General features: G+C 67.6%; 12 protein-coding genes. 7 read left to right on the top strand and 5 right to left on the bottom strand.

Annotated elements, in window-relative coordinates; translation table 11 throughout:
* Nucleotides 1-155 precede the first annotated feature (155 nt).
* From ACZ7CH_RS40770 to ACZ7CH_RS40745, 6 genes are all read left to right on the top strand, one after another.
* Complete coding sequence (locus ACZ7CH_RS40770; protein ID WP_470376427.1) at nt 156-368, top strand: DUF5988 family protein; 213 nt, start codon at nt 156-158, stop codon at nt 366-368.
* Between the two features lie 51 nt (nt 369-419).
* Complete coding sequence (locus tag ACZ7CH_RS40765) at nt 420-1,904, top strand: DHA2 family efflux MFS transporter permease subunit (RefSeq protein ID WP_470376426.1); 1,485 nt, start codon at nt 420-422, stop codon at nt 1,902-1,904.
* On the top strand, nt 1,879-2,100 hold the full coding sequence (locus tag ACZ7CH_RS40760) for a helix-turn-helix domain-containing protein (protein WP_360402069.1): 222 nt from the start codon (nt 1,879-1,881) through the stop codon (nt 2,098-2,100). The genes ACZ7CH_RS40765 and ACZ7CH_RS40760 overlap by 26 nt, the downstream gene beginning before the upstream one ends.
* A 1,455-nt stretch (nt 2,101-3,555) precedes the next feature.
* Nucleotides 3,556-4,506, top strand: coding sequence for an arabinan endo-1,5-alpha-L-arabinosidase (locus ACZ7CH_RS40755; protein ID WP_470376425.1), 951 nt, complete (start codon nt 3,556-3,558; stop codon nt 4,504-4,506).
* Nucleotides 4,507-4,551: 45 nt separating this feature from the next.
* The gene (locus ACZ7CH_RS40750) at nt 4,552-6,048 is read left to right on the top strand and encodes a family 43 glycosylhydrolase (RefSeq protein WP_470376424.1); all 1,497 of its coding nucleotides are present in this window, start codon (nt 4,552-4,554) and stop codon (nt 6,046-6,048) included.
* Nucleotides 6,049-6,119: 71 nt separating this feature from the next.
* Nucleotides 6,120-7,502: a glycoside hydrolase family 43 protein gene (locus ACZ7CH_RS40745; protein WP_470376423.1), complete on the top strand. Its 1,383-nt coding sequence runs from the start codon at nt 6,120-6,122 to the stop codon at nt 7,500-7,502.
* Here ACZ7CH_RS40745 and arfA read toward each other — a convergent pair.
* The 4 genes from arfA to ACZ7CH_RS40725 all read right to left on the bottom strand — a co-directional run bounded on the left by arfA (nt 7,496) and on the right by ACZ7CH_RS40725 (nt 12,191).
* The gene (arfA, locus tag ACZ7CH_RS40740; RefSeq protein ID WP_470376422.1) at nt 7,496-9,001 is read right to left on the bottom strand and encodes an arabinosylfuranosidase ArfA; all 1,506 of its coding nucleotides are present in this window, start codon (nt 8,999-9,001) and stop codon (nt 7,496-7,498) included. The genes ACZ7CH_RS40745 and arfA overlap by 7 nt on opposite strands.
* A 7-nt stretch (nt 9,002-9,008) precedes the next feature.
* Nucleotides 9,009-9,872: a carbohydrate ABC transporter permease gene (locus ACZ7CH_RS40735; protein WP_470376421.1), complete on the bottom strand. Its 864-nt coding sequence runs from the start codon at nt 9,870-9,872 to the stop codon at nt 9,009-9,011.
* On the bottom strand, nt 9,869-10,834 hold the full coding sequence (locus ACZ7CH_RS40730; protein WP_360402087.1) for a carbohydrate ABC transporter permease: 966 nt from the start codon (nt 10,832-10,834) through the stop codon (nt 9,869-9,871). Before ACZ7CH_RS40730 ends, ACZ7CH_RS40735 begins: the two co-directional genes overlap by 4 nt.
* Nucleotides 10,835-10,895: 61 nt before the next feature.
* Nucleotides 10,896-12,191 (bottom strand): ABC transporter substrate-binding protein, encoded by a 1,296-nt coding sequence (locus ACZ7CH_RS40725; RefSeq protein ID WP_360402090.1) that lies wholly within the window; start codon nt 12,189-12,191, stop codon nt 10,896-10,898.
* A gap of 392 nt (nt 12,192-12,583) precedes the next feature.
* On the opposite strand from ACZ7CH_RS40725, the gene ACZ7CH_RS40720 reads away from it, so the two are divergent.
* Nucleotides 12,584-13,615, top strand: a complete 1,032-nt coding sequence (locus ACZ7CH_RS40720; protein WP_360402093.1) for a LacI family DNA-binding transcriptional regulator — start codon at nt 12,584-12,586, stop codon at nt 13,613-13,615.
* On the opposite strand, the gene ACZ7CH_RS40715 is transcribed toward ACZ7CH_RS40720, so the two are convergent.
* Nucleotides 13,608-13,859 carry a hypothetical protein gene (locus ACZ7CH_RS40715; protein ID WP_470376420.1) on the bottom strand — a complete coding sequence of 84 codons (252 nt, stop codon included), beginning with the start codon at nt 13,857-13,859 and terminating at the stop codon, nt 13,608-13,610. The two genes, ACZ7CH_RS40720 and ACZ7CH_RS40715, sit on opposite strands and share 8 nt — an antisense overlap.
* Nucleotides 13,860-14,095: the final 236 nt, after the last annotated feature.

Genomic DNA, 14,095 nt, shown 5'->3' with positions numbered 1-14,095 from the left:
ATGATCGTCGTCGGCGGCGTCATCCCGCCACAGGACTTCGACGAACTGCACGCCGCGGGAGCGGCGGCGATCTTCCCACCCGGCACCGTCATCGCGGACGCCGCCAAGGACCTGCTCCAGAAACTGATCGTCCTATGAGAAACCAGAGGGTTCCGATGAACATCCAGATCCAGGCGCTCGACCAAGGCAACCACATCCACGTCGTGCTGGAGGGCGGTCCGGGGAACATCACCATCCCGGAACAGGTCACCGTCGACCGAGGGAAGATCAAGCTGCCGTGCCGCGGCGGTCACGAGCACTTCGAGCGGGTGTCCGAGGAGAAGCCCTCGGTCTTCCGCTGGACCATGCGCACCTCGCTCGCCGAGTGAGCAGCGGTCTGAGGAAGTGGCCGTGCAGGGTGGACAAGAGTTGGGATGACCATGGGGTCGAAGATCGGCACGTCTGACACGTCGAACCCAGGCGGCGGACCTGCGGGCCCGGGAACAGGTGCGACGCCGCAGCCGGTGGTGAATGCCAGGCTGGTGATCTGGCTGCTGGCCGGCTCGGTGTTCGTGATGATCCTGAACGAGACGATCATGAGCGTCGCGCTGCCGGTGCTGATCGTCCAACTGCAGGTGTCCACGGGCACTGCTCAATGGCTGACCAGTGGTTTCCTGCTGACGATGGCGGTGGTCATCCCGATCACCGGTTTCCTGCTGCGGCGCTTCCCCGCGCGGGCGGTCTACCTGACGGCGATGAGCCTGTTCTCGATAGGGACGCTGCTGGCGGCGCTCGCACCGGGCTTCGGTGTGCTGCTGGCAGCGCGGGTCGTGCAGGCGAGCGGGACGGCGGTGATGACGCCGCTGCTGATGACCACGATCCTGACCCTGGTCCCGGCCGAGCGCCGAGGTCAAACCATGGGCACGCTCACGATCGTGACCGCGGTGGCGCCGGCCGTCGGCCCGACGCTGTCCGGCGTGGTCCTTTCGACTCTGGGCTGGCGCTGGCTGTTCTGGGTCGTGCTGCCGATCGCGCTGGTAGCGCTCGCGGTGGGCGCCATCTGGCTGCGCCTGCGTGACGAGCGCACCGACCCGGTACGCCTCGACGTGCTGTCCGTGCCGCTGTCCGCGGTGGCGTTCGCCGGGCTGGTGCTCGGGCTGTCGCTGATCGGGGAGAGGGCGCACGGTGCGGGAAATGGGATTCCGCCATGGGTGCCACTGGTCCTCGGCGCGGTGTCGATGGTCGCGTTCGTTGCCCGCCAACTGCACCTGCAACGCCGGGGGCGGGCGCTGCTGGACCTGCGCCCGTTCTCCGATCGGCGCTTCACGGTGTCGCTGGTGCTGATCATGGTCGGGTTCATGTCGATGTTCGGCATGATCATCCTGCTGCCGCTGTACATCCAGAACGTGCAGGAACGCAGTGCGTTCGTGGCCGGGTTGATGCTCCTGCCGGGGGGCCTGCTGATGGGCGTCCTCGGCCCGATCATCGGGCGTGCTTACGACCGCTACGGCGCCCGGTACCTGGTCGTGTCCGGTGCGGTCCTGCTGAGCGCGGCGCTGTGGACGATGTCGACCCTCGACGCCGAATCCTCGATCTGGGAGGTCGTGCTCCTCTACACCGCGGTCACGGCCGCCCTGTCCGCGATGTTCACACCCCTGATGACCGACTCGCTGGCCACCCTGCCCACCGACCTGTACTCCCACGGCAGCGCGATCCTGGCAACGATCCAGCAGGTCGCCGGCGCGGCCGGCACGGCGCTGTTCGTGACCGTGGTGACGCTGTCGTCGGTCACCGGCGGGACACCGGACGTTCCTGGAGTGCAGACAGCGTTCAGGGTCGCCGCAGCAATCTCGGTGGTGGTCGTGCTGGCGTCGTTCCTGACCAGCCCGAAGCCCCGGGTTGATCGCGGAGACGCCGGCCTCTGACCGACAGAACGGTTGTGCGGGATGTCGCTGTGTCCAAACCCCACTCCAGGAGCTCCGCGGCCATGTCGTGCGGGTCGCTCGTGACCGCGAGCCTGGTGTGACGGTCGAGCAGATCGCCGAAGATTTCGGGGTGCGCCCGACAACGTTGTTCAAGTGGCTGCGCCGAGCTCGGTGCGAGCCGGGCTGGTTCGGCTGAGCTGCGTGAGGCGTGTGCGCCGATCAAACTGCTGGAGCAGGAGAACGAGGTGCTGCGCCGTCGCCGCCCTGTTGAGCGTTGGCCATCCACGTCGTCGTGCTGGTCGCGGAGATCTGCGTGCTGCTCGTCCTCGGGGCTTGAACTCATCGACGCCAGCACATTGTTCTTGCTGGTCGCTGCGACGCTGGGGCCTGCTCGCACCCAAAAAAGCCCACTGAACTGGGCTTTCATCCAGAATCAGCGGGCTGGTTCAGACCGTCGGGACGACAGGATTTGAACCTGCGGCCCCTTGATCCGCAGGGTGGATCGGATTATGTCCTGACCTGCGGATACGTTGAATCGGCAGGTCATGGCGGCACAGTGGACGCACTTGAGTGCAGCTTGATCCTGTTGCCACGCCTTGACTTCTCTCAATTTGCTCCCATCTTTCCCCATGACGCGTCCGTGTCGACCGCGGTGGCGCGCGGTTGGTGGTCGACCTGATTCCCACGTGCCGCATGGCGCACCGGCCGAGATCACCGTGACGCATGACCTGGCCGGCACGCCCTTGAGGATCGTGCTATCAGCGAGCGTGTCGTAGAACCACTCCGACCGCGGGGGTCGGCCCCAGAGTCATCACGCGTGCTCGTCTTGCGACCTAGCGCGTCATAGGTGTACGGCCAAATCTGTCCTTCGCCCGGTTCGGCGGCAGACGCATCCAGCTCTGGGCAACGAATCCGGTTGGCCGGAACGACGAGAAAAGGTCAGCACTCGCGACAACGTGGACAGCGCCGGCTTGAGGTGGCACCAACGCTCGACGCGAAGCACTCAACCTGGACGCCGAGCTCGACGAGGCGATGGCGTTGTTCTGGTGGCGAGATGCGGTGTCGGCAGGCGTCTGGGACATCGTCACCGCGACCGGCCTCAACCGATCAAGGTCTTCGATGTCCGCGGAGCAGCTGCCGAGCATGAGCAGGTGCGCACCTGCCCGGGAGAGCCGCAGCGCCGCCAGATCCCACAGCACCCGCCGATGTGATCGCTAACATAACGCCGCCGGGCCAGTTCGCCCCCATTTCAGTTGATCATCAGTTTTCGCAGCTCAACAGTGTTTCGAAACTTGCATGGTCGAAAAATTCGACATCACAACCGCTGTTAGCGATAACAGAAGGTCTTGTCGACCGTGCCGGTCCTCGATATCGTGCTAAAAGCGCATCCGGAGTTATAGCCCGGAACACGACCGGTGGTGCACTCAGGTTCCCGCTCGCGAGGAGGCGAGGCATGGGCTCACTCCCGCGGACGACTTTCCGGGCTGCCGACGTCCTGGTCCTGCGCAGATCACCACACCGGCACCGGACGTTCTTCCGCTTGCGCTGACACCGCTCGACTCCACCAGCCGAGACCGCGCCGCTCCGGATCGGCAGGAACCCGCGCCGCCGCAACCACTCGCCAGAAATCGAGGACATCGTGGTCTCATCGATGAAACGCGTTCTGATACCCCTGCTGGCTTTGGCCGTCACCGTTGCGGTGACACCGTCCGCGTCGGCGGCCTACCCCGCCCCAGGCCGGGTCACCGGTGACATCGGCGTGCACGACCCGAGTACCGTCAAGCGCTCGGACGGCAGCTACCTGCTCGCGCACACCGGCAACGGAATCGCGCTCAAGACCTCCACCGACCGCACCGCGTTCCGCAACGCCGGCGCCGCCTTCCCCAACGGCACGCCATGGGCCAACACCTACACCGCGAACAGCCGCAACCTCTGGGCGCCGGACATCTCCTACCGCAGCGGCCAGTACTGGATGTACTACTCAGCCTCGACGTTCGGCTCGAACCGATCGGCGATCTTCCTGGCCACCAGCCCCAGCGGCAACTCCGGCACGTGGACCAACCGCGGTCTGGTCGTCGAGTCGCGCACCAGCGACAACTTCAACGCCATCGACCCCGACCTCGTCGTCGACGACCAGGGCCGCTGGTGGCTGAGCTTCGGCTCCTTCTGGTCCGGCATCAAGATGATCGCGCTCAACCCGTCGACCGGTCTGCGTTCCGACTCCACGATCCGCGCGCTCGCCGGTCGCAACGGCGGCGCGATCGAGGCGCCGAACATCGTGAAGCGCGGCAGCTACTACTACCTCTTCGTCTCGTTCGACCGCTGCTGTCAGGGCGCCGCCAGCACCTACCGCGTCATGGTCGGCCGCTCCACCAGTGTCACCGGCCCCTACGTCGACCGCAACGGCACGGCGCTGACCTCCGGCGGCGGCACCGAGGTCCTCGCCGGTCAGGGCAGCATCCACGGTCCGGGGCACCAGGACGTGCTGGCCGACAGCGACAGCGACGTGCTGGTCTACCACTACTACGCGGACAACGGCGCATCCCTGCTCGGCATCAACCTGCTGGCGATCGACTCCGCCGGCTGGCCCTACGTCCGCTGATCGAACGCAACCGACACCCGTGCAGCGGCCCGCAGGGAGAAAAGCATGATCTCGACCATCAGCCGCCGTGAACGACGGCGAACCACCCTCGTCCTGCTCGCCACCACCGCGTTGCTCGGCGGGATCACCTCCGCCCTGCCACCGGCGGTGTCGGCGGCCACAGTGGACACCAACGCGTCGTACGTGCTGGTCAATCGCAACAGCGGCAAGGCCATGGACGTCTATGACCTCGCTACGAACGACGGCGCCCGGATCGCGCAGTACACGCGCAACGACGGGGCGTGGCAGCAGTGGCAGTTCGTCGACTCCGGCGGCGGCTACTACCGGCTCAAGTCCAGGCACAGCAACAAGGTCCTTCAGTTCTCGGGCGGCTCGACCGCTGACGCCGCTGACCTGGTGCAGTGGACCGACAGCAACGCGACCAGTCAGCAGTTCCGGCTCGCGGACTCGTCCGGTGGGTACGTGCGGCTCCTCAACCGCAACAGCGGCAAGGCCGTGGAGACCTACGAGTGGTCCACCGCCGACGGTGCCAGGGTCGTGCAGTGGCCGGACACCGGGGGCGCGAACCAGCAGTGGCAGCTGGTGAAGCTGGGCGCTCCGGCGGCGGGAACGTTCACCAACCCGATCAAGCGCAACGGCCCTGACCCGTGGCTGCAGTACCACAACGGGTACTACTACCTGGCGACGACGACGTGGAACTCCACGATCACCATGCGGCGGTCGCGCACCCTCGCCGGGCTGTCGAGCGCCGCCGACCAAGTGATCTTCAACCTGGCAGGCCGCCCGAACGGGTGCTGCAACATGTGGGCACCGGAGTTCCACCTGCTGAACGGCCGCTGGTACTTCTACTACGTCGCCGGGCAGAACGTGCCGGACTACAACCCCACCCAACGGCTGCACGTGCTGGAGTCCTCCGGCACCGATCCCATAGGGCCCTACAGCTTCAAGGCCGACCTGGGCAACACCTGGGAGCTGGACCCGAGCATCCTGCAGCACGGCGGCAAGCTGTACCTGATGGGCAGCGCGATGGACGGCACCCAGTCGCTGACCATCACCCCGATGTCGAACCCCTACACGCTCAGCGGCGCGCGGCGCACGATCAGCCAGCCGACGCTGTCCTGGGAGCGGCAGACGGGTGCGGTCAACGAGGGCGCGGAGCCGCTGTACCGCGACGGGAAGACGATGATCGTGTACTCGGCCAGCGCGTGCTGGGGTCCCGACTACAAGCTGGGACTGCTCACGCTCACCGGCTCCGACCCGCTCAACCGGTCGCACTGGACGAAGTCGCCGAACCCGGTGTTCCAGCGCAACGACGGCAACGGCGTGTTCGCCCCCGGCCACAACGGGTTCTTCAAGTCGCCCGACGGCACCGAGGACTGGATCGTCTACCACGCCAACGACAGCGCCTCCGGTGGCTGTGACATGAACCGGTCGACGCGTGCCCAGAAATTCACCTGGAACTCCGACGGCACGCCGAACTTCGGCACCCCGGTCCGCCTCGGCACGCAGCTCGCCGCTCCATCCGGCGAACCCGCGGCCTGACCGACCACCCCTCCGATGGCCGGCGGCCCTCGCCGCCGGCCATCCCCCACCGCTCCCGACAGGAGACGTCCGTGCTGCAACGACGCACTTTTCTCGCCGGTGGAGTGGCCTCAGTCGCCCTGGCAGGCGCGAACCGGCTCCCCGCGCTCGCCGCACCGGGTGACACCGCCTACGTGATGGGCTACTTCACCGAGTCGCCCGGCAAGGTCGCCGACCGGTACGCCCTGCACCTGGCGGTGAGCACCGACGGCCTGAACTGGATGCCGCTCAACCAGGGCAACCCGGTGGCCACTCCCACCGCGGGCACCAGGGGCCTGCGGGACCCGTTCATCATGCGCAAGCAGAACGGCGGGTTCGTCGTGCTGGCCACCGACCTGACCGGCACCGACTTCACCCGCCAGAACCAGTACATCCACGCCTGGGACTCGGCCGACCTGCGGTCGTTCACCGAGTACCGGAGGCTGAAGATGCACTCCATGCCGACCCACACGTGGGCACCGGAGGCGTTCTGGGACGCCTCGCGCAACCAGTACGGCATCCTCTATTCCGCCAACAGCGGCGGCCGTGACGCCTTCTACGTCAACTACACCAAGGACTTCGTCAACGTCGGCACCCCGCAGCTGTTCTTCGACCCCGGCTTCAACGTCCTCGACGCCACCGTGCACGTCGGCAACGGGGTCAACTACCTGTACTACAAGAGCTTCAGCGACGGCCGCCTCTACGGCGCCCGGTCCGCCACGCTCACCCCGCGCAGCTTCGACCGGGGCACCTACACCGCCGGCGTGGTGAGCGGCGGAATCGAGGCCCCGATCGTGGTGAAGGCCCACGACCGCAACGAATGGTGGCTGTGGGGCGACTCGTTCTCCCCCGTCAACGGCGAGCTGTACGCCTGGCGCTCTGCCGACATCGCCACCGACTCGTGGTCGCCGCTGACCAAGGCCCAGTACACCCAGCCGCTCAACGCCAAGCACCCCACCATCTGCGGCATCACCGCGACCGAGTACAACGGCCTGGTCAACCGCTGGGGTGCGCCCGCCTGGAACCGGATCAAGTCCTACAACTTCTCCGATCACCTCATCCGGCACTCCGGTAACGCCGCCCGCATCGACCCCTATCCGTTCGACCCGTACCAGGACGCGATGTGGCAGCTCGTCCCGGGCCTGGCGGCCTCGGCCGGCATCTCGTTCCGCTCGGTCAACTACCCGGACCGCTACCTGCGCCACGCCGACTACGCGCTCGTCCTGGCGGCGAACGACGGCAGCGCGACCTTCGCCGCCGACGCCACCTTCCACCGGGTCGCGGGACTCGCCGACCCGGCGTGGACCTCGTTCCGCTCCCACAACTTCCCCGACCGCCACATCCGGCACTCCGGGTACGTCCTGCGCATCGACCCGATCTCGACCGGGTCGGCGGCGGCCGACCGCCAGGACGCCACCTTCCGCGTCGGCTACTGACCGCCAGTGAGGCGGACGGCGGTCCAGGACCTGGGCGGCAGGACCACGTGCAGGGCGCCGTCGGCGACGTCGGCTTGCCGCGGTCGTGGGACGACACGGTCAGGATCGGCCTCGGTGTTGGTCGCCGCACCGTCCTCGTCGTGCACGGACCACGCCTCGGCCACCGCCACCTCCCCGAACGCCGACAGGTCCGCACGGAGCTCCACCGGTTCGGTCTGGTGCCGGTTGACCGCGAACACCACCGTGTCGCCCGTTCCTGGGTCGTGCGTCGCGACCGCGTCCACGACGGGGACGTCACCGAAGCGCTTGGTCGAGTACACCGGCGAGGACGTCTCCACCCGCAGCACCTGCCCGCGCGCCAGCCGCGAGGTCAACGCGAACGGGTGGAAGATCGTCTGCCGCCACGCCGGCCCGCCCGGCTCGCTGCGGATCGGCGCGATCACGTTGACCAGCTGTGCCTGGCACGCCACGGCCACCCGGTCGCTGTGCCGCAGCAACGACATCAGCAGGTTGCCGACGACGACCGCGTCGTTCACGTCGTACTGGTCCTCGATGACCCGCGGCGCGACCTCCCACTCGGTGCGCGGCGTGTTGTGGAACCGCTGCATGTACCAGACGTTCCACTCGTCGAACGACAACGTGATCCGCTTGTCGCTCTTCAGCCGCGCGCCGACCGCGTCCGCCGTGGCGACGACCCTGTCGATGAACCGGTCCATGTCCACCGCGGAGGCGAGGAAGCTGTCCACGTCACCGTCCAGCACCTCGTAGTAGGCGTGCAGGGAGATGTGGTCCACCTCCTCGTACGCCAGCTCCAGCACGATGGACTCCCACTCGCCGAAGGTGGGCATGGCCGAGTTCGAGCTGCCGCACGCCACCAGTTCCAGGTCCGGCTCGGCCTGCCGCAACGCACGGGCCGTCTCGGCGGCCAGCCGTCCGTACTCGTGCGCGGTCTTGTGGCCGAGCTGCCACGGACCGTCCAGCTCGTTGCCCAGGCACCACAACTTCACCCCGTGCGGCGCCTCGGACCCGTTCGCCCTGCGCAGCTCCGACAGGTGCGTACCGCCTTCGTGGTTCATGTACTCGTGCACGTCGAGCGCTTCGGCGACACCGCGGGTGCCGAGGTTCACCGCGTACATCACCTCGACATCGGCCTTGCGTGCCCAGCGGACGAACTCGTCGATGCCGACCTCGTTCGTCTCGAGGCTGTGCCACGCGAGCTCGCGGCGCACCGGCCGCCCGGCGACCGGGCCGACGCCGTCCTCCCAGCGGTAGCCGGAGACGAAGTTGCCGCCGGGATACCGGACCAGCTCGACCCCGAGCTCACGGGTCAGTTCCAGCACGTCGCCCCGGAAGCCGTCCTCGTCGGCGGTTGGATGCCCTGGCTCGTAGATGCCGGTGTAGACGCAGCGGCCCATGTGTTCGACGAACGACCCGAAGAGCCGGCGCCGCACCGGCGCGATGACGTAGTGGGGATTGAGGACCAGGGAAGCGTTGAGCACGGTTCTCCTACTTCAGAGCGCCTGCCGCCGCCCCGCTGCGCCAGAAGCGCTGCAACAGGACGAAGGCGATGACGAGCGGGACGATGGCCAGCAGAGAGCCGGTGACGACGAGGTTGAACAGCATCCGGTTCCCGGCGTCCTGCTGCGCGGTGTTGAACCAGGTGGTCAGTCCGACGGTCAGCGGGTACAGGTCGGCGTCGCTGAGCATCACCAGCGGCAGGAAGTAGTTGTTCCACGTCGCGACCAGGGTGAACAGGAAGACGGTGACGAGGGCGGGACGCATCATCGGCAGCACGATCTGCCAGAAGATGCGCGGCTCGCTCGCCCGGTCGATCCGGGCGGCGTCGATCAGCTCCGCCGGCACGCTCTCGTCCACGTAGACGCGGACCAGGTACGCACCGAACGGGCTGAGCAGCGACGGCAGGACGACCGCCCACATGGTGTTGACGAGGTCGAGCTCGGACAGGATCAGGTACGTCGGCAGCACCAGCGCGGTGGCCGGCACCATGATCATGCCGAGCAGCGCGGTCTCGAAGAACCGCTTGCCCAGGAACGTGAACCGCGCCAGCCCGTAGCCCGCGGCGGCGGCGAGCGCGGTCGCGCCCAGAGCGCTGAGCCCCGAGTACAACGCCGTGTTGACCAGCCACCCGCCGTAGACGCCGCCGTCCTCGTGGAACAGCTGCTCGATGTTCTCCAGCAGGTTGAAGTCGGCGAACCACAGCGCCGGGCTGTCGAGCAGGTCCGGCTGGCTCTTGGTGGCCGCGATGACCACCCAGAGCAGTGGCACCAGGAAGTACAGGATGCCCGCGCCCATCAGCACATGTGGAAGCCAGGTCTTCGCCGTCGTGTCGCCGGCTGTGCCGCTGGTCATGAGCGTGCTCCCCGCCTGCGGCTGACGAACACGAACGCGTAGGCCACCACGAACACCAGGAAACCGAGCGCGAACGAGAGTGCGGCCGAGTAGTTGAAGTCCGAGTAGGCGAAGGCCTGGTTGTAGGCGTAGAGGTTCGGCGTGTAGCCAGCCGAGACCTGCGGCGCGAACCGGGCCATGATCTGCGGTTCGGTGAAGAACTGCATGGTGCCGATGACGGTGAAGATCACGGCCAGCGAGATGGCCTGCCTGATCGCGGGAACCTTGACCCGCAACGCGATCTGCACCGGCGTCGCCCCGTCGATGACCGCGGCCTCGTACATCTCGCGCGGCACGCCCTGCAACGCCGAGTACAGGATGATCATGTTGTAACCGGTCCACGCCCAGGTCACGATGTTGCCGAGCGACACCAGCAGCAGCGAGGAGCTGAAGAAGTCGATCGGGTCGCCGCCGACGAGCGTCGGCAGATCCGCGAACGGACCGAACGTGCGGCTGTACAGGAAGCCCCACATGAGCGCGCCGACGACGGCCGGCACGGCGTAGGGCATGAACGCGATGAGCCGGAACGCCAGGGCGAACCTGGTCGTGACGGCGTCGAGCGTCAACGCTCCGGCCAGCGCGATGCCCAGCATGACGGGGATCTGCACCAGTCCGAAGAGGACGACCCGCAGCAGGCCGTCCAGCAGCACCGGATCGGTGAACGCGCGCACGTAGTTGCCGATGCCGGTGAACCGGGTGCCGAGCGCGAGGCTCTTGCTGGACAGGCTGAGCCAGAACGCGTAACCGAGTGGCACGACCAGAAACGCCACGACGACGAGGAAGAACGGCAGTACGAACAGCGCTCCGGCCACCGGGTGCTCGGTGACCCGGCGCGGCTTGCGCCGTGGCCGGTGCTCGACCGGACGGGGAGACGGCGGCAGGTCGTCGGCCGCGGGTGCCGTGATCGGTGATGACCGCGTCACGGGAAACCTCCTGGACTGGGGGTCTGCCGCGACCCGTGGGTCGCGGCAGACCTCGGGTGCACTAACGGCTGACCTTGAAGCCCTGCTTCTCGGCGTACGCGATGACGTTCTTCTGCGTCTCCCCCAGCACCGTGCTCCACCGCCTGCTGCCCGACATCGCCTCGGCGGTGCGGTCGTTCAGGTCCTTGAAGACGAAGTCCTGGAACGGCGTGTACTGGAACTCACCGAGCTTCTGCGACACCGGCACGAAGATCTCGTTCACCTTCTGCCCGTTGAAGAAGTCGTACGCCTTGCCGGTGAACGCCGGGTCGGCCGCGACCTCCTTCGCCAGCGGGTAGAGGAACGCCTTGTTCAGCCCGATGTCCCACGCGGCCTTCGAGCGGCCGAACAGCTCGCGGGCCACCGTGGTCGCTGCCTTCGGGTTCTTGGCCTGCTTGGTCACGGTGAACGTCGAACCGCCCCAGTCGCCCTGCTCGTCGGCGCCCGCGGTCCACTGCGGCATCGGCGCGACCGCCCACTTGCCCGCGGTGTTCTTGAGCGAGCCGGCCACGTATCCGGGTGTCCAGCCGGCCGCGGCCCAGGTCCAGTACTTGCCGGAGTCGAGCGCCGCGGTGGCGTCGGCGGTGAAGAACTTGTCCTGGGCCATCTGCCCCTTGCTCACCAGGTCGCCGTACAGGTTGACGACCTTCTCGCACTCGGGTGCGGTCAGGTTGATCTTCACCTGGTCCTTGGCCTTGGCCTGCGAGTAGCCGTACGGCCGGCAACCCGCCTGCCACATCAGCCCGTTGAGCCAGCCGCCGTCGCTGCCGAAGCTCGCGATGTAGGCGTTCGGATCGACGGCCTTGATCTTCGCGGCCGCGTCGGCGTACTCCTGCCAGGTCGTCGGCACCGGGATGCCGTGCTGGTCGAAGAGGTCTTTGCGGTACATCAGCGCCATCGGTCCGCCGTCCACCGGGATGGCGTAGACCTTGTCGCCGTCGGTGGCCTGGCTCCACGCCCATTCGGCGTAGAGGCTCTTGTCGTCGTTGGCGCCGTGCTGCCCCATGTCCACCAGTGCGTCGAGGATGACGAACGTCGGGATCTGCTGGAACTCGACCATCGCGACGTCCGGCGCGCCCTTGCCGGCGGTGAACGCCGTCTTCAGCTTGGCGTACTGGTCCGGGCCGGTGCCGACGTTGGTCCAGTCGACCTGGATGTCGTCGTGGGAGGCGTTGAACGCGTCGACCACGGCCTTGAACTCCGGGTACCAGGCCCAGACCGACACGCGCACGGGTCCGTCGGCGTCGTCCACGGCACCGCCGCACGCGGCCACGGCGAGCAGGCCGGTGGCGACGAGCCCTGCACGGAGTTTCGCCATCCATCTGGTGCCGAGCATGAGTAGCGCCTTTCCGTCGCGGCATGCGTCAGTGCATGCTCGATCGCCGTCACGGTGAGTGATCGGAAATGCGGTGACCCCGTGAGGCACGAACCGAGGACCGCTGAGGTCGTGAGGTGCTGCACCACGGTTGGCGGGAGGGAGCGGATCGACCGGTACTGCCACCGTGGCGGTTGGGTCTTGCTGCGCTGCAAAGCACTATGTACTGGCTTTTGCCGCGCTGCAAGACCCAATCTGACGTAGTTCGAGCCAGATGCGGATGCGGTCCCACGACACTCGGAAGACCGGGACTTGTCGTGGCGGGGATCGGCAGGCACACTGCGCTGCAGCGCTGCAGCGGTGGGCCGCCGCGCCGGTCTCGACGGAGTGAGTACATGCGCGATGCCACGCTGCGTGACGTTGCTGAGCTGGCTGGTGTGTCCGCACGCACGGTGTCTAACGTGGTCAACGGCTACGCCCCGGTCACCGACCCCACCCGCGAGAAGGTCGAGAAGGCGATCAAGGAGTTGGGCTACCGGCCCAACGTGCTGGCCCGCAACCTGGCGAACGGCCGGTCAGGGCAGATCGCGGTGGTGGTTCCCTTCCTGGACGTGCCCTACTTCTCCGAGCTGCTGCAGGCGATCATCCCGAAGGCCCGTGAGCGGGGCTACCACGTGCTGATCGACCAGACCGACGGCGATCCCACCCACGAGCGAGAACTGATCCGGCGCGGCGCACGGGCGGCCCTGTTCGACGGGATGATCTACAGCCCGCTCGGCCTCGCGCAGGAGGACCTGGCCGAGAGCGACCCGACGTTCCCGCTCGTCCTGCTCGGTGAGCGGTCGTCCAACGCTTTCTTCGACCATGTCGGCATCGACGACGTCGAGGCATCCCGTGCGGCCACAGCGCATCTGATCGGCCTGGGCAGGCGCCGGATCGCCGCGATAGGCGATCAGCCGTACCCGACCGGCGAGGCGGCGCAGTTGCGCACCCTCGGGTACCGGCAGGCCCACGCGGACGCCGGTCTCCCGGTCGACGAGTCGCTGATCGTCCAGACGCGCCGGTTCAACCGCGCCGCCGGTGCGGCCGCCATGCGGGCGTTGCTCGATCGGGACGACCCACCGGACGCCGTTTTCGGCTACAACGACACCGTGGCGCTCGGCGCGTTGCACGAGGTGCTGGAACGCGGGCTGCGCGTGCCCGAGGACATCGCGGTGATCGGCTACGACGACATCGAGGAAGGCCGTTACGCCAACCCGGCGATCAGCACCATCTCGCCGGACAAGGACGCCATCGCCACAACAGCGGTGGAACGGCTGCTCCTGCGCATCGGCAGCACGGATCCACTGCCCGGCATAGAGGTGCGCGCCCCGCACCGGTTGATCGCCCGCCACAGCACGCTGGGGCGCGCACCTCGCGTCAAGTGATGGACGAGCCGTTGCCGGTCGCGAAGCAGCCGTTCGGCACATCGGCGAACGCGGCTCCTGGCCGGAAGGCCTCCGGAGGTCCGTCTCCAGGAACTCGGCAGCCTCGTGCGGAGTGGCGAACCTCGGCTGGCTCGGTCACGGCGATCCACTGCTCGCACAGGCGCCAGAACGCGTAGAGGAACCGCATCGCGAAGCTGTCGTCGTGGTCCTCGATCTCGCTGCCCAGCGTGTGCTCACCGATCACCCGATCCTCATCGATTCCCAGCTGGTGCCGGGGTCGGCTGTCACGCGCGCGAGACCAAACCACCCCTGGACGACAGCACCGCTGCTCCGCCTCATCCTTCGGTGGTTCCGAACCGTGCGTGGACACGGCGGAGCCGGACGGGACACCGCACAGGGCGGCACCGTCCGCTACCCGACCTCGGGCTTCCTCGACCGGGTCACCAAGGAACTGGTCATCAACGTCGTCAGCCTGCTCAA

The sequence above is a fragment of the Lentzea sp. NPDC037011 genome (assembly GCF_055607425.1).
This window is presented reverse-complemented; position numbering and strand designations above follow the sequence as displayed.

Bases quoted from the DNA above. Each gene is read 5' to 3' on its own strand.
- ACZ7CH_RS40770 (WP_470376427.1), top strand. From the start codon at position 156: ATGAACATCCAGATCCAGGCGCTCGACCAAGGCAACCACATCCACGTC.
- ACZ7CH_RS40765 (WP_470376426.1), top strand. From the start codon at position 420: ATGGGGTCGAAGATCGGCACGTCTGACACGTCGAACCCAGGCGGCGGA.
- ACZ7CH_RS40755 (WP_470376425.1), top strand. From the start codon at position 3,556: ATGAAACGCGTTCTGATACCCCTGCTGGCTTTGGCCGTCACCGTTGCG.
- ACZ7CH_RS40750 (WP_470376424.1), top strand. From the start codon at position 4,552: ATGATCTCGACCATCAGCCGCCGTGAACGACGGCGAACCACCCTCGTC.
- ACZ7CH_RS40735 (WP_470376421.1), bottom strand. From the start codon at position 9,872: ATGACCAGCGGCACAGCCGGCGACACGACGGCGAAGACCTGGCTTCCA.
- ACZ7CH_RS40725 (WP_360402090.1), bottom strand. From the start codon at position 12,191: ATGGCGAAACTCCGTGCAGGGCTCGTCGCCACCGGCCTGCTCGCCGTG.
- ACZ7CH_RS40720 (WP_360402093.1), top strand. From the start codon at position 12,584: ATGCGCGATGCCACGCTGCGTGACGTTGCTGAGCTGGCTGGTGTGTCC.